This window comes from Flavobacterium psychraquaticum (assembly GCF_034497725.1).
Lineage (GTDB): Bacteria > Bacteroidota > Bacteroidia > Flavobacteriales > Flavobacteriaceae > Flavobacterium > Flavobacterium psychraquaticum.
Map to the genome: position 1 here is coordinate 667,023 of NZ_JAXKVR010000030.1, position 22,449 is coordinate 689,471.

At 32.7% G+C, this 22,449-nt stretch carries 17 protein-coding genes; 7 read left to right on the forward strand and 10 right to left on the reverse strand.

Features of this window, described 5'->3' with window-relative positions; genetic code table 11:
• Positions 1 to 9: 9 nt before the first annotated feature.
• Complete coding sequence (locus tag T1L09_RS12780) at positions 10 to 1,008, forward strand: TlpA family protein disulfide reductase (protein ID WP_322551355.1); 999 nt, start codon at positions 10 to 12, stop codon at positions 1,006 to 1,008.
• Positions 1,009 to 1,117: 109 nt separating this feature from the next.
• On the opposite strand, the gene T1L09_RS12785 is transcribed toward T1L09_RS12780, so the two are convergent.
• From T1L09_RS12785 to T1L09_RS12805, 5 genes are read right to left on the reverse strand one after another with little or no spacing between them, the layout of a single operon-like run.
• Positions 1,118 to 4,594, reverse strand: a complete 3,477-nt coding sequence (locus T1L09_RS12785) for an efflux RND transporter permease subunit (protein ID WP_322551356.1) — start codon at positions 4,592 to 4,594, stop codon at positions 1,118 to 1,120.
• A 19-nt stretch (positions 4,595 to 4,613) separates the two neighbouring features.
• Entirely contained in the window at positions 4,614 to 5,777 is a 1,164-nt protein-coding gene (locus T1L09_RS12790; RefSeq protein WP_322551357.1) for an efflux RND transporter periplasmic adaptor subunit, read from the reverse strand.
• Positions 5,778 to 5,785: 8 nt separating this feature from the next.
• Positions 5,786 to 7,132, reverse strand: coding sequence for a TolC family protein (locus tag T1L09_RS12795; protein ID WP_322551358.1), 1,347 nt, complete (start codon positions 7,130 to 7,132; stop codon positions 5,786 to 5,788).
• Positions 7,133 to 7,177: 45 nt separating this feature from the next.
• Positions 7,178 to 7,786, reverse strand: a complete 609-nt coding sequence (locus T1L09_RS12800; protein WP_322551359.1) for a TetR/AcrR family transcriptional regulator — start codon at positions 7,784 to 7,786, stop codon at positions 7,178 to 7,180.
• Between the two features lie 2 nt (positions 7,787 to 7,788).
• Positions 7,789 to 8,301 (reverse strand): hypothetical protein, encoded by a 513-nt coding sequence (locus T1L09_RS12805; RefSeq protein WP_322551360.1) that lies wholly within the window; start codon positions 8,299 to 8,301, stop codon positions 7,789 to 7,791.
• Between the two features lie 140 nt (positions 8,302 to 8,441).
• Between T1L09_RS12805 and T1L09_RS12810 the strand changes: the two genes are divergently transcribed.
• Together T1L09_RS12810 and T1L09_RS12815 are read left to right on the forward strand one after the other, a co-directional pair.
• Positions 8,442 to 9,416, forward strand: a complete 975-nt coding sequence (locus T1L09_RS12810; RefSeq protein WP_322551361.1) for a polyprenyl synthetase family protein — start codon at positions 8,442 to 8,444, stop codon at positions 9,414 to 9,416.
• Positions 9,417 to 9,492: 76 nt separating this feature from the next.
• A complete protein-coding gene (locus T1L09_RS12815; RefSeq protein WP_322551362.1) occupies positions 9,493 to 9,846 on the forward strand; it encodes a hypothetical protein in 354 nt (117 codons plus the stop codon).
• On the opposite strand, the gene T1L09_RS12820 is transcribed toward T1L09_RS12815, so the two are convergent.
• Complete coding sequence (locus tag T1L09_RS12820; protein WP_322551363.1) at positions 9,843 to 10,202, reverse strand: hypothetical protein; 360 nt, start codon at positions 10,200 to 10,202, stop codon at positions 9,843 to 9,845. The genes T1L09_RS12815 and T1L09_RS12820 overlap by 4 nt on opposite strands.
• A 12-nt stretch (positions 10,203 to 10,214) precedes the next feature.
• Positions 10,215 to 10,760: a hypothetical protein gene (locus T1L09_RS12825; protein ID WP_322551364.1), complete on the reverse strand. Its 546-nt coding sequence runs from the start codon at positions 10,758 to 10,760 to the stop codon at positions 10,215 to 10,217.
• A 116-nt stretch (positions 10,761 to 10,876) separates the two neighbouring features.
• On the opposite strand from T1L09_RS12825, the gene T1L09_RS12830 reads away from it, so the two are divergent.
• From T1L09_RS12830 to T1L09_RS12845, 4 genes are all read left to right on the forward strand, one after another.
• Positions 10,877 to 13,648, forward strand: coding sequence for a 2-oxoglutarate dehydrogenase E1 component (locus T1L09_RS12830; protein WP_322551365.1), 2,772 nt, complete (start codon positions 10,877 to 10,879; stop codon positions 13,646 to 13,648).
• 84 nt (positions 13,649 to 13,732) lie between these two features.
• Positions 13,733 to 14,962: a 2-oxoglutarate dehydrogenase complex dihydrolipoyllysine-residue succinyltransferase gene (gene odhB, locus T1L09_RS12835; RefSeq protein ID WP_322551366.1), complete on the forward strand. Its 1,230-nt coding sequence runs from the start codon at positions 13,733 to 13,735 to the stop codon at positions 14,960 to 14,962.
• A gap of 155 nt (positions 14,963 to 15,117) precedes the next feature.
• Positions 15,118 to 16,134: a type I restriction enzyme HsdR N-terminal domain-containing protein gene (locus tag T1L09_RS12840; protein ID WP_322551367.1), complete on the forward strand. Its 1,017-nt coding sequence runs from the start codon at positions 15,118 to 15,120 to the stop codon at positions 16,132 to 16,134.
• A gap of 80 nt (positions 16,135 to 16,214) precedes the next feature.
• Positions 16,215 to 17,435 carry a TCR/Tet family MFS transporter gene (locus T1L09_RS12845; protein ID WP_322551368.1) on the forward strand — a complete coding sequence of 407 codons (1,221 nt, stop codon included), beginning with the start codon at positions 16,215 to 16,217 and terminating at the stop codon, positions 17,433 to 17,435.
• Between the two features lie 6 nt (positions 17,436 to 17,441).
• Here the strand turns inward: T1L09_RS12845 and T1L09_RS12850 are convergent, their stop codons facing one another.
• Genes T1L09_RS12850 through T1L09_RS12860 form a run of 3 tightly spaced genes read right to left on the reverse strand, consistent with a single transcriptional unit; the run spans position 17,442 to position 22,414 of the window.
• Complete coding sequence (locus tag T1L09_RS12850) at positions 17,442 to 17,879, reverse strand: retropepsin-like aspartic protease (RefSeq protein WP_322551369.1); 438 nt, start codon at positions 17,877 to 17,879, stop codon at positions 17,442 to 17,444.
• Positions 17,839 to 20,424: a CHAT domain-containing protein gene (locus T1L09_RS12855; protein WP_322551370.1), complete on the reverse strand. Its 2,586-nt coding sequence runs from the start codon at positions 20,422 to 20,424 to the stop codon at positions 17,839 to 17,841. Before T1L09_RS12855 ends, T1L09_RS12850 begins: the two co-directional genes overlap by 41 nt.
• Positions 20,405 to 22,414 carry a PKD domain-containing protein gene (locus T1L09_RS12860; RefSeq protein WP_322551371.1) on the reverse strand — a complete coding sequence of 670 codons (2,010 nt, stop codon included), beginning with the start codon at positions 22,412 to 22,414 and terminating at the stop codon, positions 20,405 to 20,407. Before T1L09_RS12860 ends, T1L09_RS12855 begins: the two co-directional genes overlap by 20 nt.
• Between the last annotated feature and the right edge of the window lie 35 nt (positions 22,415 to 22,449).

A 22,449-nucleotide genomic window follows, 5' to 3' on the forward strand; every position in this document is an offset into this window, starting at 1 on the left:
TCAGAAAATATGAAAAAACTAATCACATTGTTATTGCTAACAGTAGTTTCAACGTATGGACAAAAAGCTGGAGAAAAGCTTAATTTCACTGCAAAAATCGAAAATAGAAATTCAGATTCGATAGTTATTCGTTCAAGAAGTTTTAGTAAAACGATTAAAATTGACAAAAAAGGAGAGTTTAAAGATTCATTTGCTGTTACAGAAGGAATGTATCAATTCTTTGATGGCTCGGAATCATCCACTTTATTTTTAAAAAACGGATATGATTTAAACTTGAAGATGAATGCAAAAGAATTTGATGAATCTATCGTTTATACAGGTAAAGGTTCTAAGGAAAATAATTATTTAGCTCAAAAGGCTTTGTCAGATGAACAATTCGAAATGAAAATAGAGTCACTTTTAGAACAAGATGCAGCTACTTTTAAAAAGGCATTAGAAGCTAAAAAAGCTAACGATTTAGCCAATTTAGAAAAAGCGGGAATTGATGAAAAATTAGTGGCTATGATTAAACCCTCTATTGCACAAGAAGGAATGATGTTGACTCAATTTTTCAATCAGAAAGCAGCCGCAAAAAAGATTGAAGGAACGGTTTCGCCAAGTTTTGATTATGAAAATTTCAAAGGTGGAAAAACGAAGTTAGAAGATTTAAGAGGAAAATATGTATACATTGATGTTTGGGCAACTTGGTGCGGTCCTTGTATCGCTGAAATTCCTAGTTTAAAAAAGGTTGAAGAAAAATATCATAATAAAAACATTGTTTTTGTTGGTATTTCTGTAGATACAAATAAAGACCACGAAAAATGGCAAAAATTTGTTACTAAAAAAGAATTAGCAGGTGTTCAATTGTTTGCGGATAAAGACTGGAATTCTGATTTTATCAAAGCATTTGGAATTAACTCTATACCAAGATTTTTATTAATTGATCCTGATGGGAAAGTAGTTAAAGCGGATGCTCCAAGACCTTCTTCTCCACAATTGGTTGAATTGTTAGATCAATTGTTGAAATAGTCGAAGTTTTGTCTAGGTACAAAAATACCTAATACCTTTTAAATACCTGCTAGGTCTAATAAAAAAGTCCCGATGAATTTCATCGGGACTTTTTGGTTTTATATTGTTCTTAGAATTTCTCTTCCAACAATTTTATCTCTTTATTTTTTCTATTCTTGATTTTAATTTTCATTCTGTTCAGTAAGTAAAACATCACTGGAACAATGATTAAGGTTAAGAATGTTGCAAATACCAATCCATAAATAACTGTTTTTGCTAATGGACCCCAGAACACAACGTTATCTCCTCCCATATAAATGTTAGGGTTGTAGTTGATGAACAAACCAAAGAAGTCAATATTTAATCCAATTGCTAACGGAATTAATCCTAAAACTGTCGTAATTGCCGTTAATAAAACCGGACGTAATCTTGAACGACCTCCTTCAACAATAGCATCGAAATAATCTTGTTTGGTTAAAATTGCACCTTCTTCTAATCCAAGTTCGTCAATTCTACGGTCTATTAGTAATTGGGTGTAATCTATCAATACAATTCCGTTGTTTACTACAATTCCCGCTAAGGAAATAATTCCCATCATCGTCATAATAATTACGAAATCATCTTGGAAAATTACCAATCCAAGGAAAACTCCAATGAAACTCAAAATTACGGTAAACATAATGATGATTGGTTTTGAAATAGAGTTAAATTGGGCAACCATTACTAAAATAATTCCTCCCATCGCAATTAACAAAGCTTTCAATAAGAACGAAGAGTTTTTTGCTTGCTCTTCTTGTTCTCCTGTAAACGCAAAGTTGGTATCTTTTGGCATTTTGTATGCTGCCATTTCTTTTTTCAAAGTAGTTACCAATTCGTTTCCGTTGTAACCTTCTAATACATTCGAATAAACTGTAATTACTCTTTTTAAGTTTTTACGTTTGATTGTATTAAAAGAAGCAGTATTTGTTTTTTCAATCAAAGTTGCAATCGGAACTTGTTGTAATTTTCCACTGGCTTGATCTCTAAAAGTTACCGGCTGATTGAAAATTGCACTGTTATCGTTTTTTAATTCTTCGTTAAAACGCACATTGATTTCAAAATCATCTTTATCTTCTTTATAAGTAGAAATTTTCTCACCATAAACGGAACGGCGCAATGTTTGTCCTACTTGAGCTGTTGAAACACCTAACTGTCCGGCTACTTTTCGGTCAACGATTACTTCAAGTCCGGGTTTTGATTTGTTTACATCTAACTTTAATTCTTCAATACCTGCGATATTTTTAGAGTTGATGAAGTCTTTTACTTTCTCGGCTTCAACTAACATATCATTATAATTCTCCCCTGAAATTTCAATATTAATTGGATAACCAGAAGGCGGACCGTTTTGATCTTTTTCGACAATAATGGAAACACCAGGATATCCTTTGACAACAGCCCGAATTTCATTCATCAAATCACTACTGTTTACGCCTTTTCTATACTTGTATTCACGCATTGAAAGGGTAACTTTCCCTCTATGTGGCATTTCGTTTTGAGCACCGCCGTCCGTTTGAGGATTTCCAGCACCTTCGCCAACTTGCGTTACACCAGATTCTACCATAAAGTTGAAATTCTCTTCATCGGTATATTTATTGGCAACCGCATATACTTTTTTCTCTATTTCTTTGGTAAAAGCGTTTGTTTTAGCAATATCGGTTCCTTCCGGAAATTCGATATAGGTCATAATTTGATTCGGCTGATTTTCTGGGAAAAACAATACTTTCGGTTGCACTAATCCCACTAAAACAAATGAGAAAATTAATAGTCCGATAGTTCCAAATAAAAATACATAAGGTTTCTTACCCGATAAGGCATAAGTTAAACCGGATTTGTATTTATTTTCAAGCTTTACCAATAACACATTCATAAAATAAAGCTGAGCTCTTGATAGATAATATTTGTAAATCCAAAGCATAATAGCGAAAAACACCATTAAATTTCCGATTCCTTTTAATCCGTCAGTATTTGTTGAAAAACCTAAAATCACTAAAATAATTCCAAGAATTCCAAGAATAGAACTGATCCGAATTAATGTTTTTTGTGACATTTCTTTTTCTTCCAATTGCATAAATTCTGCCGTAATCATTGCATTAATAACTAAAGCAACGAATAAAGACGAGAATAATACGACAGAAAGTGTCATTGGGAAATAAATCATAAATTTCCCCATCGTCCCGGGCCATAATCCCAATGGAAAAAAAGCAGCTAAAGTTGTGGCTGTCGAAGCGATAATGGGCCAAGCAATTTCACCAACTCCTTCAATTGCAGCTTGCTTTCGGCTTAAGCCCTGACTCATTAATGATTGCACGTTTTCAACCACAACAATTCCGTTGTCTACTAACATTCCGAGTCCCATTACTAGGGCGAAAAGTACCATCGTATTCAAAGTAACCCCAAATGAAGCTAAAATTATGTACGACATAAACATAGAAAGTGGAATTGCGAAACCAACAAATAATGCACTTCTGAATCCTAAGAAAAACATCAAAACTCCTACAACTAATAAAACTCCAAAAATGATATTATTAACCAGATCATCAACTTGATTAATGGTTCTTGTAGATTGATCATTTGCCATTGAGATTTTTAAATTCGACGGAAAATAATTTTTTTCTGCTTCTTTTACAATTTCTTTAATGCTTTCGGTAGCTTCGATCATATTACTACCACTACGCTTTTTGATGTCTAACATTACTACGGCATTGCCATATTCTCTTGCGTAAGTTGTAGCTTCTTTTGGTTGAAAACTAATTGTTGCGATGTCTTTTAAATACACCACACCATCTTGTTTTTTAACGACAACGTCTTCTAAGTCAGATGGTTTACTAATTTCTCCAACAACACGAATATTTTTCTTGATTCCGTTGTTTACTACATTTCCACCTGAAATCGTTGTGTTTTCTCTAGAAACGGCTCCAATTATATCATCAAAACTTACTTGAGCAGCTGTCATTTTGTAAATATCAACCGCAATTTCAACTTCTTTTTCTTGTGCACCACGAATTGCCGCTTCTTTAATTTGCGGTAATCGCTCAATTTTATCTTCTAAATACTCAGCGTAATCTTTTAGTTTTTGTAAAGGAAGATCACCCGATAAATTGATGTTTAAAATAGGTTGTTCTTCGGCTATATTTAGGTCGAAAACGTTCGGTTCTACTTTATCACCACCAGGCATTGTAGGCCAATCGGTTTCTGATTTCGCTAAATCTACTTTATCTTTTACTTTTTGTTTGGCTGCATCGACGGTAATTTTTTCGTCAAATTCTACCAAAATCATTGAATAATCTTGAAGTGTATTTGAAGTAATTTTTGTTACACCAGAAATATTATTGAATTCTTCTTCAAGTTTCTTAGTGATTAGTTTTTCAACATCTTCTGCAGCATTCCCTGGATTAATAGAACTAACATAGATTTTTGTTTCTATAATTTCTGGAAAATCTTCACGAGGCATTGAATAATAGGAAATCAATCCACCCAATAAGATAATAGCCGTAATAACATATACGGTCATTTTATTATTAATGGCCCAAGTGGAAATTCCGAAGCTTTTAGTTATTTTATTGCTCATAATATTCTATTTTGTGCCGTTATTTTTCAAGAATTTCTACAAGATCGCCGTTTTGAACGCTTCTTGCTCCATCAATAATGATAACTTCTCCCTTTTTTAAACCCGATTTTACTTCAATATTTGCGCCTGAAGTTAAACCAACTTCGATTATTTTTCTAATTGCTTTTGCCTCTTTTCCATCGGTATTTACCACAAATATGATTTTTTCACCTGTAGCATTTTCGGTAACGATACTTTCCGGAACTAAAATTGCATTAGGTTTTCTATAATCTTCAATTTTTAGTACAGCAACTTGGTTTGGACGTAATAAATTATCTGTATTTGGAACGGCGATTTCAATGCTAAAATTTCTGTTGTTTGGATTGATGTAATTTCCAATTTGTCTTACTTTTCCTTGGTATGTTTTTCCAATAGATTTTATTAAAACGTCTACAACAGCACCATTTTTGATTTTTCCGATGAAACTCTCCGGAACATTCGCGGTTACATACATATCTGATAAATTAACAATTCGCATCAACGGTTGACCCGGCGCTACAACTTGACCTCTTTCAATAATAACTTCGTCGATTACCCCAGTAAACGGTGCTCTTACGACAGTTTTTGAAACTTGAGCTCGCATTTGTGCAACAGATTTTAATTGTGCATCATAATTTGTTTTCGCTTGTAAAAACTGAATTTCTGAACCAATTTTTTGATCCCAAAGGTTTCTTTGACGTTCGAACGTCGTTTTAGCTAAAGCCGCTTGCGTCTCCATTTGGGCCAATTGATTGCCTAAACCGCCATCATCAATTCTAGCTAAAGTTTGTCCTTTAGTTACATTCTGACCTGATTTTACATAAACCTGTGATAAAACTCCTGAGAATTCAGGATAAATAATCAAGTTTTGTTTCGTGTCAACGCTTCCTTGAATTTCAATATAATGTGAGAAAACGGTATCTTTTACAATTGCAGTAGTTACAATTGCTGTTTTCTTTAAAGTATCTAATTCGCTTAAAGCCAAATCTAATTTCGCTAATTCAGCACCAACAGCATCGTATTGTTTCTGAATTTTTGCTCTTGTATCTTTTATTTGACTGATGTTTTTAGATGCGATAGCTTTATCTACAGAAGCAGTTTTTGCATCGCCACTACAAGCGGTAATCAATATTCCTAATAAGCTGATGTATAGTATTTTTTTCATTTGTAGCTTTATTTTTTGTTTGTTAATTTGTCTAAAGTTGCTTTTTTGTTCATAACGTCAATCATTGCTTGCAAGTAATTTTGCTGAGCCGTGTATAATTGGCGTTGGGCTTCGGTAAATTCAAAACTGCTCGAAATCCCTTCTTTAAATTTAATTTGTTGTTTGCCTTCAATGCGTTCGGCTAATTTTAAATTACTTTTGGAAGCACTATATTCTTCAATGCTGTATTCATAATCTGTTTTGGCTTGTTGATATTGCAATTTTAAACGTTGCTCAGTTTCCGTAAGTTGCGTTTTCGCTTGATCATAAGCAATTTTTGCCTGCTGTGTTCTTGCTTTGTCTCTGAAACTGCTAAATATTGGTAAACTAATGTTCACACCAAAGTTCGAATAATTATACCATTTTTGATCAGTGCTTAAGAAATCAAATTTGTTGGCAAACGTGTTTGCTCCATAATTTAACTGAGCACCAATAGTTGGTAAAGCTCTAAAACGCTCTAATTTTAGCATTAAGCGTTTTACTTCTTCTTCATTTTTTTTAATTTTATAATCGATTGAATTTCCTGAATCAAATGTTTCAGATAGTATGCTTAAATCTACATTTTGCATAGCTAAATCATCTAATTTTTCAGTAAGGATGACTTCCGATTCAATGTCGATTCCCATCGCTATTTTTAAAAGATTAAGTGCGATTTCAGCTCTTTTCGTTGCGTTAGAAAGTGAGCTATTCAATTGCGTCAATGTAATTTGAAGCTGTTCTACATTTTCTTCTTCTACTAAACCGTTTTTGAAAGTTTCTGTAGTTTCAAATAAAGTTTTTGCTAATGTCGTTTTGTTTTTGTCTAAAATTAGAACACTTTCTTTGGCTAATAATACATTTCCGTAAGCGTTTGTTACCATTTCTTTAATTTCATATGCCGTCTTTTCTTTAGCATTTTCAGAAACCTGTAAATATACTTTGGCCGATTGTAAAGCCACAATATAAGAACCATCAAAGATTAATTGATTTAAAGTTGCCGAAGCATTTACGTTGTGCTTTGTACCAAAAGCAATGGTTGAAATAGAATTTGGGTCCGCATCTGGATCAAAAGCATTTCCCGAAATACCCTGCACCTGAAAGTCTAAATTATTCAAGTACTGTAAATTACTCGTAATTTGAGGTAAACCAGAAGCAGTTGTTTCCCATTTTTTTTGCTTAGCAATTTCTATATCGCGATTAGCATTAATGGCCGAATAATTATTTTCAACGGCGTGTGCAATCGCTTGTTGCAATGTAAAACTATAACTTGTTTTCTTCTCTTGGGCTTGGCCTAAAAAAGTAAGGAGCAACAGGGCTGCTATTAGTTTTTGTTTCATTTGAATAATTTAATTTGAAAGGAAATAATTGATTTTGAATACTTGTTAATGTAATATTTGTGTTTCTAATTGTTTTTCTAATTCTACAATTCCAGCTAATGTAGCCATTGCTCTAATGTGATATTCTAATGCTAAGGTTTCAATCGCTTTCGCTTCTTTTTCTAGTAAGGTATTTTCATTAATGTCAAAAATTAGTAAGTAATAAAATTTCACATAATTTTCAATATCGATATTCTCGCGATACAAACCTTCTTTAATTCCTTTATTGATATTGTTACGAAAACTATTTTCTGAAATCAAAACTTGATTTTCTAGGGCTTTCTCATAAATGTCAGGATAATGTTTTTTTAATTGATATATAGGAGAAGATTCAGCACTTTTAAACAATTCTCGGAACATACGCTTTAGCTCAAAATTCTCTTCAATGGCATTTAAGTTTTGAGCAGCAATCCTTTCTATTGAATTTGCAATTTCTTGGTGCACAAGTGCAATGCTTTCTTCAATCAGTAAGTCTTTATTGGAAAAAAATTTATAAATCGTTTTCTTTGAAATACTCATTTCTCCTGCAATATCATCCATAGTAATGCTTTTAAAACCTAGTCTTAAAAACATTTCTGTCGATTTTGTAATAATTTTATTTTTAATCTCACACATATTTAATTGTTTGAAAATTCAAACTTTCCTTCTGCATTTATTTTTTTACTAAAACCTAATCCGTTGATGCTTAGCTTTTCGTCCACTCCTAAACCGAAATCCTTTTTATCGATTTCTGCAACCACATCTACTATAACTTTGTGTTTTCCTGTAGGATGTTTCTCTAGTTGAATAGAGGTTTCTAATTCGATTATCTTTGTAATTTCATTTAAAGTAACAGCTACTTTTAAAAAGCTAATTTCTTCATTTATTTTTTCAAACGAAATTGATTTTAACTGGAGGAATGTTTCTTTTCTTCTTTTTGAATTTCCTTTTGAATCTACTCTAGTTATCTTGCTATCATCCTCCAATATTAGATCAAATTGTAAAGAAATATTTGCTACTTTATCATTATTTATAACGACAAAACCTTCAGAATTATCGGTCTTATTTTTTAAATAGGAATCAAGGTTTTTTCGAATCTTAATTAAGAAATACGATTGATCTGCGTTGAGATATAAGTTTAAAGCTTGCATTTTTATATTTTTAACGGTACAAATGTAGTCAGGAAACTTTAAACACAAAAATAGTTTCCGTTATTTTTTCATAAATTTAACAATTGTAGCATCTTGCTTGTACACATTATTTAAAGTAATTTAGCCAAAAATTAAATTTTATGCATTCGATCTCCTATTATCAAGAGAAAATGACCAATCATTTTTCTCAAATTGTAGCCAATAAAGAGCCTAAAAATTTATACGAACCTATTTCGTATATTTTATCATTAGGCGGAAAAAGAATGCGTCCTGTTTTGACATTAATGGCGACGGAAGTTTTCAATGTGGATTGTGAACAGGCGATTCCGGCCGCAACTGCAGTTGAGGTTTTTCATAATTTTTCTTTAATTCATGATGATATTATGGATGATGCACCTTTACGAAGAGGAAATCAAACCGTGCACGAAAAATGGGATTTAAATACAGGAATTCTTTCTGGAGATGCGATGTTGATTTTAGCATACCAATATTTTGAAGAGTACGAACCCAGTATTTTCCGAAAATTAGCCAAATTATTTAGCAAAACAGCCTTAGAAGTTTGCGAAGGCCAACAATATGATGTTGATTTTGAAACTCGTGACGATGTTACGATTCCAGAATATCTGAAAATGATTGAATATAAAACAGCAGTTTTAGTGGGTGCCGCTATGAAAATGGGTGCAATTGTAGCTAAAACATCAGAAGAAAATGCGGATTTAATTTATGATTTTGGATTGAATTTAGGAATTGCTTTCCAATTGCAAGATGATTACTTAGACGCTTTTGGTGATCCAGAAACTTTCGGTAAACAAGTTGGTGGTGATATTATTGAAAACAAGAAGACCTATTTATATTTGAAAGCAACAGCGTTTGCGAAGCCAGAAGAGAAACAACAGTTAGTGCATTTGTTTTCTATTCAACCGAATGACAGTGCTGATAAAATTGCCTCAGTAAAAACTGTTTTCAATAGTTCGGGCGCTAGTGAAGCCACTAAAAATGCAATTAAAGAATTTACTTTCAAAGCTTTTGATACCTTAGAGAAAATGGATATTGAAGCTGAAAAGAAAGCGATTTTGAAAGCTTTTGGTGAAAATTTAATGGGAAGAAATGTGTAAAACTGAAATTATTTAGATCCCAGAACCTAAAGGGATTGTAAATGTTTGGAATTTGGAATTTTAACTTTTGGAATTTATGAATTACGATCCACCAGCAACTATTGATGCTTTAATTTCGCAAGCCGAAGAAGAGCATTTGTATTACAAACTGATTGAGCAAACCAATAAAGATTTTAATTTGGCGAATGAAGCTCTAGATGCTCCGATGGATATTTTTCCGTTCGAATTTCAACATTTGGTAAAGGATAAAATTTACAAACTCCTGCAACATAAATTTACCGAATACCTGAATTTACTATACATCATTGATGTTTCGGAAGCTGAAATAAAAAAGTTGGACGGCTCCGATTTGATGGAGTTGGCTGAACAAGTTGCTTTCTTAGTCTTAAAACGAGAATGGCAAAAAGTATGGTTCAGAAGTAAATATTAATTCTTTAGTAAAATTAAATTTAAAGTTCCCAAAATTATAGCGGCTCCCAAATTAGTTGTACCGTATGGATTAAAGGAATCAATTCGATTTAAATTCATCATATCTATTGTTGAAAACGTTTTTGTGTTGCTTAAAAAGTAATTCTCACCTACTTTAGTGTATCGATTATTTATTCCAGTTACCGAATTATAACTACTGAAGCTATAGTTGTTTTTGACAAATGAGGATTTCCAAACAAAAGGTTTAAATTGTGTTTGCTCCTCAAATTTATAAGTTTTTAAATTGGTCGGTAGTGTTTCATTTTGAGAGTAGCCAAAAGCACAAACCAAAAAAAGTGCGGATAAAATCGCTTTCATAATTTTATTTTTTTAGAAAAATATTCTTACAAACGGCATAAACGCTTCTGCATAAATATTGTCCGAATCTTTGTGTAAAACATTATACCGAATACCAATTGTAATGTTTTCATTGCGATAACCAGCACCTACAAATAAAGCAGTATTCCAAAAATCCTCCGTAGCAGTTCCAAAACCACCTTGATAAGTTCTGTTCACTCTCAATTGTTCTAATTCAGTGGAAATTTGCAACTCTTGAATAGGATTGAATAATGCGATTACACTTCCACCATACATATTAGCTTTGTAGAAATTTTTCTGTCGCACATAGCTATATTGTGCTCCTAAACCTGCTGAAAAATAAGTATTAAAATTGTAAATAGCGGTTGGTGCGACCATAATGTCGGTATAGTTGTTTCCTAAGCCCAAACCCAGCCCACCACCGAACTGAACATGTTCCCAAAAATCACCTTTTGTGCTAATTTCTGGTGCTTCTTGTGCAGAAATTTCAGATTTAATTCCAAATAAAAACACAATAGTAAGTAAAACTGTTAAATTAATTGTGAAATTCTTTTTCATAATTCGATTTTAAAAAAATTAATACCATAAAAGTATGAAAATCATTGATAGATTGTGATAAAATGTTTTACTTTTGCGTAACATTTTTAATTAAAAGGTCTTTCAAACAACACAATATGGATAGGTTTTCCTTTTTAAACGCAGCACACACAGCATTTTTTGCTGATTTATACGATCAATATCTTCAAAATCCAGATAGCGTTGAGCCAAGTTGGAGAAGTTTTTTTCAAGGATTTGATTTCGGACAAGCCAATTATGGCTCTGAAGAAATGGCGCAGCAAGTCGCTTATATTGCCTCTGGTTATTCAGGTGAAGTTCCTGAAAAAATGCAAAAAGAATTCAATGTTCTTAAATTAATTGAAGGCTATAGAACTCGAGGACATTTGTTTACCAAAACAAATCCAGTAAGAGATCGAAGAGTTCACGGACCAGCTTTAACTTTAGAAAATTTCGGATTAGCACAATCTGATTTAAATACGGTTTTTGATTCGGCTAAAATGGTGAACATGCAGCCAAGTACTTTGGCGGCTATTATCAAACATCTAGACCGTGTTTATTGCGAGTCAATTGGTGTTGAATTTGCTTATATTCGTGATGAAAAAGCACAAGATTGGATTCAAAAAAGATTGTATACAAACGACAATCATCCAGCATTTTCTTCCGATCAGAAGAAAAATATCCTTAAAAAATTAAACGAAGCCGTTTCTTTTGAAAACTTCTTACATACAAAATATGTGGGTCAAAAACGTTTTTCATTAGAAGGATGTGAGGCTGCTATTCCTGCATTAGACGCATTGGTGGAAGCCGCTGCAGAAAAAGGAGTAGAGCAATTTGTGATGGGAATGGCACATAGAGGTCGTTTGAATGTTTTAGCGAATATCTTTGGTAAAAATACTCAAAATATCTTCTCTGAATTTGACGGAAAAGACTACGATGAAGATGCTAATTTCGATGGTGATGTGAAATATCACTTGGGATTAACTTCAGACCGAGTGACATCTTCTGGTAAAAAAATAAACTTAAATTTAGCTCCAAATCCTTCGCACTTAGAAACAGTAGGTGCTGTTATAGAAGGAATCGCTAGAGCAAAACAAGATAGAAATCATCCAAATGATTTTTCAAAAGTATTACCTATTGCTGTTCACGGTGATGCTGCAATTGCAGGGCAAGGTATTGTTTATGAAATTATTCAAATGGCCAACTTAGATGGTTATAAAACGGGTGGAACAATTCACTTAGTGATTAACAATCAAGTAGGTTTTACAACAAATTATTTAGATGCACGTTCGTCAACTTATTGTACGGATATTGCAAAAGTAACAATGTCGCCTGTTTTACACGTAAATGCGGATGATGCAGAAGCGGTTGTGCACGCAATGTTGTTTGCTTTAGATTATCGCATGGAATTTGGAAGTGACGTATTTATTGATCTTTTAGGTTATAGAAAATACGGACATAACGAAGGTGATGAACCTCGTTTTACGCAACCAATCCTTTACAAAGCAATTTCTAAACATAAAAACCCAAGAGATATTTATGCAGCGAAATTAATTGCTGAAAACGTTATTGGTGCAGATTATGTAAAAGAATTAGAAGCCGATTACAAAGCGAAACTAGATGAAAATTTGGAAGCTTCTCGTAAGAAAGACTTAACTGTGATTTCGCCATTTATGCAAAATGAGTGGGAAGGCTACAAACAAGTTTCTGACGATGTAATGCTTCAAAAATTTGATACGACATTTGATAGAAATCAATTGAATGAAATCGCTAAAACAATAACAGAATTACCTTCGGATAAGAAATTCATCAGTAAAATCACTAAATTAATTGGTGATAGAAAATCGATGGTTGAAAGCAACAAGTTAGACTGGGCGATGGGCGAATTATTAGCTTATGGTTCATTAATTTCGGAAGGTTTTGATGTGCGTATTTCAGGTCAAGACGTGGAAAGAGGAACATTCTCGCATCGTCACGCTGTGGTTAAAGTAGAAGATTCAGAAGAAGAAGTAATTCTTTTAGATAGTGTAAAAAATAAAAAGGGAAACTTTAGTATTTATAATTCACACCTTTCAGAATATGGTGTTTTAGGTTTTGAATACGGATATGCATTAGCATCGCCAAAAGCCTTAGTAATTTGGGAAGCACAGTTTGGAGATTTCTCTAACGGAGCACAAATTATGATTGACCAATATATTTCTGCGGGTGAAGACAAGTGGAACAACCAAAACGGATTGGTAATGTTGTTGCCTCACGGGTATGAAAACCAAGGAGCAGAGCATTCATCAGCTCGTATGGAACGTTATTTACAAATGTGTGCAAAACACAATATGTATATTGCCGATGTAACTTCGCCAGCTAACTTCTTTCATTTAATGAGAAGACAGTTAAAAACAGAGTTTCGTAAGCCGTTAGTAGTTTTCTCTCCAAAAAGTTTATTACGTCATCCAGATGTTGTATCTTCAATGGATGATTTAGCAAATGGACAATTCCAAGAAGTAATCGACGATCCGAAAGTAGTTGATAAAAAAGAAATTAAATCATTGGTTTTCTGTACAGGAAAAGTATATTTCGATATTATTGCAGAAAGAGAAGTATTGGGAAGAAATGACGTAGCAGTAGTTCGTTTAGAGCAATTGTTCCCTTTAGCAGTAGATCAAATCAAAGAAATTATAGCAAGTTATCCAAATGTGGATGATTATATATGGGCACAAGAAGAACCTAAGAATATGGGAGCTTATAGCTATATGTTAATGAATTTTGATGTAGTAAAATTACGTTTAGCCTCGCCAAAAGCATACAGTGCACCAGCGGCAGGAAGTTATGAACGTTCTAAAAAGCGTCAGAAAAATGCAATAGCAATGGTTTTTGATAAAACATTATTTCAATAAAAATATAAACAGTACCAGTTTAGGTTTAAGACTAACACAACTTTTAAACTTTTAAACTTATTTTAAACTTTTAAACTAAAAAAAATGATTTTAGAAATGAAAGTCCCTTCTCCAGGGGAATCAATTAAAGAAGTAGAAATTGCTACGTGGTTAGTAAAAGATGGTGATTATGTAGAGAAAGACCAAGCAATTGCTGAGGTTGATTCTGACAAAGCAACATTAGAATTACCGGCAGAAGCAAGCGGAATTATTACATTAAAAGCAGAAGAAGGTGATGCAGTAGCAGTTGGTGCTGTAGTTTGTTTAATCGATACAGGCGCAGCTAAACCAGAAGGTGGAGCTCCCGAAACTTCGGGACCAGCTAAAGAAGAAGCAAATGCAGTTGAAGCTCCAAAAGCTGAAGTTAAAGCAGCACCAGTGGCAGAAAAAACATACGCAACGCAAGCGCCATCTCCAGCAGCTAGAAAAATATTAGACGAAAAAAACATCCAGCCTACAGATATTGCAGGAACTGGAAAAGGGGGTAGAATTACTAAAGATGATGCTGTAAATGTAGTGCCTTCAATGGGAACTCCTACTGGTGGAAGTCGTGGTTCTGAAAGAACAAAATTATCAATGTTGCGTAGAAAAGTAGCTGAACGTTTAGTGGCTGCTAAAAACGAAACGGCAATGTTAACCACTTTTAATGAGGTTAATATGACGCCAATCAACATTATTCGTAATCAATACAAGGACGAATTCAAAGCAAAACACAATGGTGTAGGTTTAGGATATATGTCATTCTTTACAAAAGCAGTTACAAGAGCGTTGCAATTATATCCAGATGTGAATTCAATGATGGATGGTGATTATAAAGTTGCTTATGATTTTGCTGATATTTCAATCGCGGTTTCAGGTCCAAAAGGTTTGATGGTTCCTGTAGTTCGCAATGCTGAAAACTTAACCTTTAGAGGTGTTGAAGCGGAAATAAAAAGATTAGCAATCAGAGCACGTGATGGACAAATCACTGTTGATGATATGACTGGTGGAACATTTACTATCACAAATGGTGGTGTTTTTGGATCAATGTTATCTACGCCAATTATTAACCCACCTCAATCTGGAATTTTAGGAATGCACAACATTATTGAGCGTCCAATTGCAGTAAACGGTAAAGTTGAAATTCACCCAATGATGTATGTGGCGTTGTCTTATGACCACAGAATTATTGACGGTCGTGAGTCTGTTGGTTTCTTAGTAGCTGTGAAAGAAGCGTTAGAAAACCCAATGGAATTATTACTAGATAACAATCCTAAGAAAGCTTTAGAACTTTAGAATTGTAATTCTGAATTTATTTCAGAATCTAAATATAAAAATATCCCAAATTCGAATATAGAGTTTGGGATTTTTTGTTGTTAAACTTAAATCTTTATCTTAAAATTGAAAGATTTTTATATCTTTATCATAGGTTCACTTAATGTATTTCAAATATGCCGATAAATAAACAAATAGCCCACGTTATTAAAAAATCACTTTCTAAATTTGATTTTAGTAAACTTGAAGAAAAATGCACTAATGAAGCTCAAACAAGACAATATTTAATTGAGCCAATTATTGAAGTTTTAGGTTACAGCCGAATGGACGATATGTTAACTGAAATCAATGCTGGTTGGGGGCAAAAAAATGACAAAGCAGATATTGGATTATTGATCAAAGGTAAAAATCCTGAAATTATTGTCGAATGTAAAAAATATGGTAAAACATTAACAGATAAAGAAGCTTGGCAGTTAAATGGTTATTTTATTAATACTCAAAGTTGTAAACTTGGAATATTAACTAATGGTATTGAGTGGAGAATTTACAGTGCGGATGAATCAAATAAAGAAACTAGTTTGAATGTAAATCCATTTTTAATATTTGATTTCAATGAAATAAACGAAACTTTAATAGACAATTTAACTAAATTACATAAAAACAATATCGATGTAAAAGAATTGTTAGAGGAAGCCACTGATTTTTACTTTTTAAAAGGTTTTTCTACAGCTTTTGCCTTAGAATTGTATGAACCGTCCGATGATTTTATTAAAGCCATTTTTAATAGAATGAATGGTAAAAGATTGACAGACACAATGAAATTAAAAATACGAGAACAGATCAATTCCAATACTATTCAAAGAGCGCTTAAAAAAGTAATTGAAGAAGAGTCTAAAAATGGAAATCAAATTATAACTACTGCAGAAGAATTAAAAATATATCATACAATTAAGACAATTTTAATTCATAAGAAGGAAATAGATGCAGATAGAATTACTTATAGAGATCAAAAGAATAGTTTTAATATTTTAGTTGATGATAACAATAAAAAAATTATTTGTAAAATATTAAATACACGAAATCAATATTATCTCGAAATTAATGGAATAAAGCACGAGGTTAAAGGAATTGAAAGTGTAGTTGCAATGAAAAAAATAATTTTAGATGCAGCAATGGTGTACTTTCAAAAATAATTACTAAAAATGCAAAAAGATCCCAAATTCGAATATAGAGTTTGGGATTTTTTGTTTCTTTGTGCTCCCTAAAAATTTTTATGAAAAAATCTAAAAAACAAGCAGCAGTTGGTTTCATCTTTATAACCATGCTGATTGACATTATCGGATGGGGAATAATTATTCCGGTGATTCCGAGTTTAATAAAAGAATTAATTCATAGCGATATTAGCGAAGCAGCAAAATATGGTGGCTGGTTGACGTTTTCGTACGCAATTACCCAATTTATTTTTGCACCAATCGTTGGAAATTTAAGTGATAAATTCGGGCGTAGACCCATTTTACTAGTGTCTTTGTTTGCATTCTCCTTAGATTATATGTTGTTAGCTTTTGCACCTACAATCACTTGGTTATTCGTTGGTAGAATCTTAGCTGGAATTACTGGAGCCAGTATCACCACAGCATCAGCTTATATTGCGGATATTAGTACTTCCGAAAACAGAGCAAAAAACTTTGGGTTAATAGGAGCTGCTTTTGGATTAGGATTTATTATTGGTCCGGTGATTGGCGGTTTATTAGGACAATACGGGCCTAGAGTACCGTTTTATGCGGCGGCTATTTTATGCATGTTGAATTTTTTATACGGTTATTTCATCTTACCGGAATCCTTAGACAAAGAAAATCGTAGAAATTTCGAATGGAAACGTGCCAATCCGATCGGTGCTTTTTTACATTTAAAAAAATATCCGAATTTAATCGGACTAATTATTGCTATTTTTATTTTGTATGTCGGATCTCACGCCGTGCAAAGCAATTGGAGTTTTTATACGATGTATCGTTTCAATTGGGATGAACGAATGGTCGGAATTTCATTGGGAATTATCGGATTATTAGTTGGTCTTGTTCAAGGCGTTCTAATTCGATGGATCAATCCCAAAATCGGAAATGTAAAAAGTATTTATTTAGGACTTTTACTGTATACGATTGGAATGTTTTTATTCGCTTTCGCGACAGAAAGTTGGATGATATTTCTATTTTTAATTCCCTATTGTTTAGGAGGAATTGCTGGTCCAGCCTTGCAAGCCGTAGTTTCAGAAAATGTAAAACCATCTGAACAAGGAGAAATTCAAGGGATTTTAGCAAGTTTAATGAGTGCTTCTGCAATTATTGGTCCGCCGATGATGGCATCTGTGTTTTACTTTTTCACGCACGAAGATGCGCCTTTTAAATTTCCCGGAGCTCCATTTGTTTTAGGCGGAACATTAATGTTAGTCAGCACAGTTTTGGCTTATCGCACCTTAAGAAAAAACCATCGGAAATAATCCGAATTACTTCAAATACAAGTAATGATTGCTGTAATCGATAATGGCTTCTCCTTTTAAAAGAATATCAGCACCAATTATACCATCAACTGGTTTGGTTTTATATTGTTTGAGTGCTTCGTTAACGTGACTCATATCAAAAACTACAAGATGAAATCTGCGATTATACCAACGGCCTAATTGGATTTCGTTATTTTTTGCGATTTGTGTTTCCATTCCGGTTCCACCAGCTCCAGCGGCCTTTGTGTCGGAAATTTCTGCATCCAAAAGAAAGCGGTCAATACTTTCAAAGCCTACACAACTAGTGCTGGCTCCTGTGTCTAAAATGAATTTCCCTTTGATGCCGTTTATTTTGGCACTTATCAGTAAATGTTGGGTTTTTAACACCTTGAATTTTATCTTTTTATATTTTTTTACTTTTAAAAAGTCTTGAAGTTCTTCCATAAATCAAAAATAGAATAATAATTGCTATACCGCCAAAAAACAGATAATAAAGATAATTATTTTCGTCGGAATCTACTGCACCATAATACACAAAAGCACTCCAGTAATAAGGAGATTTTTTAGCGTTTGCAATATCCGAATTTTCTAAATAGGCGATTTTAGAATTATAATTGGCTTCAAAAAAAGAATTACTTTTTGCATAATCTTCGTAGAAATTCGTCATCAATTGGGCGGAAGCATAATCGTTAATTTTCCACAAACTAAACAAGATATTTTCGGCACCAGCATATTGAAAAGCTCTAGCAATACTCATAGCTCCTTCACCTTTTTGAAGTTTGCCAATTCCAGTTTCGCAAGCACTCAAAACTACCAATTGCGGATGACAATTTTGCAAAGCATACAATTCGTTCAGCAACATTAAATCATCATAAAACACTAAAGTGGCGGGTTCTGAAAAAGAACCACTTGTTCCGTGAGTCGATAAATGTAGAATACTAAACTGACTAGAATTTTTTAAGAAGTTGGCTTTCGTAGCCTTTTCATTCATAAACAATAGTGCTTTAAACGGAAGTAACGCTTTTGCTTCTTCTTTCGAATATAATAATTCAGCATTGGTGTTTTCGAAAATCGGGAAAAATCCAACAATAGTATTTTGCTTTTCTTTCGGCGTGTTTTTGATGTAAAAAGTAGCGTTGGTTTGATAAGCCAATTTATTTTGATGTACCAAAAACGGAATAGTTGTGTAATTTTTTGAAACAGTTTTTTGCGTTACTAAAGCATCAAACGCAACAAAATTCAGTAATCCATCCGGAATAATAATCGTGTTTTTACTCTTTTCTAAAATCGAAAACTGTAAAGCTTCAAACAATTCGAAACTGGTTTTAGTGAACAACGGGATATTGTTATTAATCAGCGAAGCTTCATCAAAAAAGTGAATGAAGTTTTTTAGGTTTTCAGCAAATTTACCTTCTAATTTTATCTGGTTCCAAAACATTTTAGTGTCGGAAACTTGAAACTGATAAACCGATTGATTGCCCCAAAAGAAGTAAACCAATTGGGCTTTGTCTTTTTTAATTTTAGCATATAAATCGGAAATAGAAAGTTCTTTTTCAATCTCCGTTTTGAATTGCTTTTGAATTTTCTCGTTGTAATTTTTTAATTCAATTGTGATCGTGGCTAATTTCGAATTAATATTTTCAATTTCATTCGGATTTTCACCTGTAATTTGTAAACGGATTAGCTGATTGATTAGTGTTTCTTGTTCGCTAATCAATTGCTTTTGAAGTTGCAAATCTTTGTTATTTGGATGTAATTCAGCTAAGGTTTTTAAATTGGATTGTTCTTTTAAAATAACGTTTTTACTTCTTTCTGCATATAAAAAAGCTTTATCAATCCATAACTTATTTTTCGTTTTTTGATAATTCAACCAAAAAATGTTCAAACATTGTTCTGTACGTTTTCGGTCTTCAAATTGTTGAATAATTAGTGATTCCTGAGAAACTAAATTGTCTGTAATCAAATCACTAACATAAAAACTCAAATCATAATAGTCGATTTTCTTTTGAGAATTAGTTTCAATTTCGGCTAAAGCATCAAAAATTGCTAAAAACGTGTTTTCGGGATATAAACTATTTTTTTTGGGTAAACCCGGATTTTTTTCGAGCGGTAATAAGGTTTTTAAAGCCTGGCACAACAGTTTTCGTTCCGAATTTATAGCATTCGTAAAACGATAAATTGAAGCTTCTTCCACATATAATTTCGCCACATCACGAGCGGAGAATTTTTTAGATTTAAAGAATACAGTTTTCGCCTTTTCGAAATAACTTATGGCTTCCGTAAAATTATTATTTTGAATCGCTAAAAAAGATTTGGTTTTTAAACTTTGATAATCATTCGAATCAGTTTGGTTTTGAACTATTGAATTCGCATTGGAATAATTTTTCAAACCGATATAATTCACGCTAAGTTCTTCCTTGATTTTTTTAGCTTGAAGCGAAGTAAGGGCTTTATTTTTTGAAGCTTTTTGAAGTAAATCAATCGCCGTTTGATGATCGCCAATACTTTTGTAAACAATCGATAAATTAATATAGCCAGAAATTATTGTGGCTTGATTTTGCTGTTTTTCGGCAATGAAAATATACTTTTTGATGATATTTTCGGCTAAAGTATAATTTCCGGTTTTGGTATATAATGTGCCTAGTGGTTTTAAGCAATATTCAATAATATCGTAATTAGAAAGTTTATTCCAATCGTATAATTTCCAAGCTTTTTCGTAGGAAGAAATGGCGTTTTTCTGTAGGTTATTATTCATTTCGAATGAACCTTTGTTGCAGTTCAAAATGACTAATGCTAACTTTTCGTCTGATGATTTAACTTGTTTCGACAAATCGCTTTCTTTCGAATTCAATAAAGTTAAAGCCGATTTAGAAGGATTTGCCACAAAAACATCGACTGCATCATAAATTTGGTCTTCTAAAGTTTGGGATGAAACTAGAGAAGTGAAAAAGAAAAGCAGGAAAAGTAATTTAAAATTTCCAAATCGCATAAAACTGCCACGAATCAAAATCGCTTTTAAAGTTTTTGTAATAACGAACGCCTACACTTGGACCAATTCTCGAAAATCCTAATGTTACATCGGCAAATAATTGGGTTTGCAATTCTGATTTTTCTGTGGTTGAAGTATTGTTTTCTTTTCTAAGTGGTAAAATTTCTTCACCAGGTCGTACACCATTCGCAGTTAATATTGTCTTATAATATTGCGAAGATACATTGGTTTCAACTTTTGAAGAAATCGTTGTCGAAACTTGGGGTCCAAATCCGACGCCAATATAATTATTGATGTTGTAACGAAGCGAAATAGGTACAACTTCCGCAACTACTCTATTTGATTTATAGGAAGTGGTTTTTCTTTCAAATCCAAAATCAAATACTTGCCCATTTGGATCTTGATAAGGTGGATTAAATTGATATTCTATGAAATCTGAGGATGTTGTAGTTCCGTTATAATCTAATTTATTGAAATAGAGTTCCGATTGCCAATACCAACGATACGATTTGAAAGGCGAAATCGTTGCACCCACAAAATAACTTTTGGCATGATCTAACTTTGGAAAATAATTGTAACCGACTTTTGCACCAATAGAAATTCCAGGATTAAATCTAGTAACCGAATAATTTGTAATAATAGGATCGTTTTTATCAAAAATAATCGCTGTTCTACTTTTGGTTTTTACTTTATGAAAATCTTCTCCAAACTTCAAACTGTATGCAACGAAACCTTTAGTAGAATCTTTTTCGGTCACATTTTTCTGTTCGCTTCCCGGAATGTAAATGTTCTTAAAAGTGAAAATTATTTGTTTTGAAGTTACAATAGTGTCCAAACAACTGTAGCGAACTACTTCATTTTTAGGACAAATAGGGCATTCCGGATATTGTTTTTCTATTTTAAGTGTTGATTTGTCAAACATAGCGGGAACATCGGTTTCCAAACGAATCATTCTTGCCGGACCTTCACCATTATTTTGAAATCGTGTTTTGAATTTTACTCTTTTAAATCGGACTAAACGATAATTGATAAATAAACCATTGGTCGACATTTTATTAGGATCGTGAGAAGTTACAATCTCCATTTCCATATCTTTTACTTTGTGATTTTCATAGTTAGAATTCGGAACATAAATACTTCGTACTTTCAAAATAGCACTCGTATCTTTTATCATTTCCGGAGTAGTTTTTAGCGTAAAAAATATAGTTCGTTGTTCGTTCGGACTCATATTATTAAACGTAATCGTTTTCCCTTTTTTAAATTTTTGTTTTGCTTCTTCTAATGAAACTGCTAGGTTTTTTCGTGTTGTGGTGTCTTGAAATTTCGTAGTGTTGTAAATTAAGTTTTCAACAGAAGCGTAGGAAGAACTGCCGGGTTCAAAATCTTCATTGTAAACCAAATCACTTGCCATTTCTTCAATAGTTTCTTCGTGATAATTACGAGTTTCAATCAAGTTGAAATTATCATTTTTAAATTCTTTTTCGTTGTAATAGAAATATATTTTTCCATTTGTCACATAATCTTTATCATTTTTATAACTTAAGATTACTACAAAATCTTCATCAGGTAAAGGTTCTCTGTTTCTTTTTAAAACGATATTGTCTTCCATTGGCTGAATTTCGTTTTCAGACGTATCAGCTTTGTCATTTGTTTTGACTTTTTGTGGTCGTGTAGTAGGTGTTTTTCCAGAATCGTAATTATTGGTTGCCCACAATTTCACTTCGTAGTCGCCAGGTTTTTTGTAGGTATGTTTTGGTTCGGGTTTTGTGGAATAATTACCGTCACCCATTTCCCAATAATAACTGTAAAATGCTTTTGGAGCACCAGCAATTTGAGTTAACTCTGGTTTTTCAGATTTAAAAATAAAACTATTATTATTTTGAATTGGAATTATTTTTGCGACACGAGTAGTGGTGTCTTTTGCACTAGTTTGCGAAAAAATAATACCAGAAGACATTAAAAGTAATGTTATGAAGCTATTTTTCAGCATAATTAATTTTTTAAAAACATTAAATATAAGAAAAA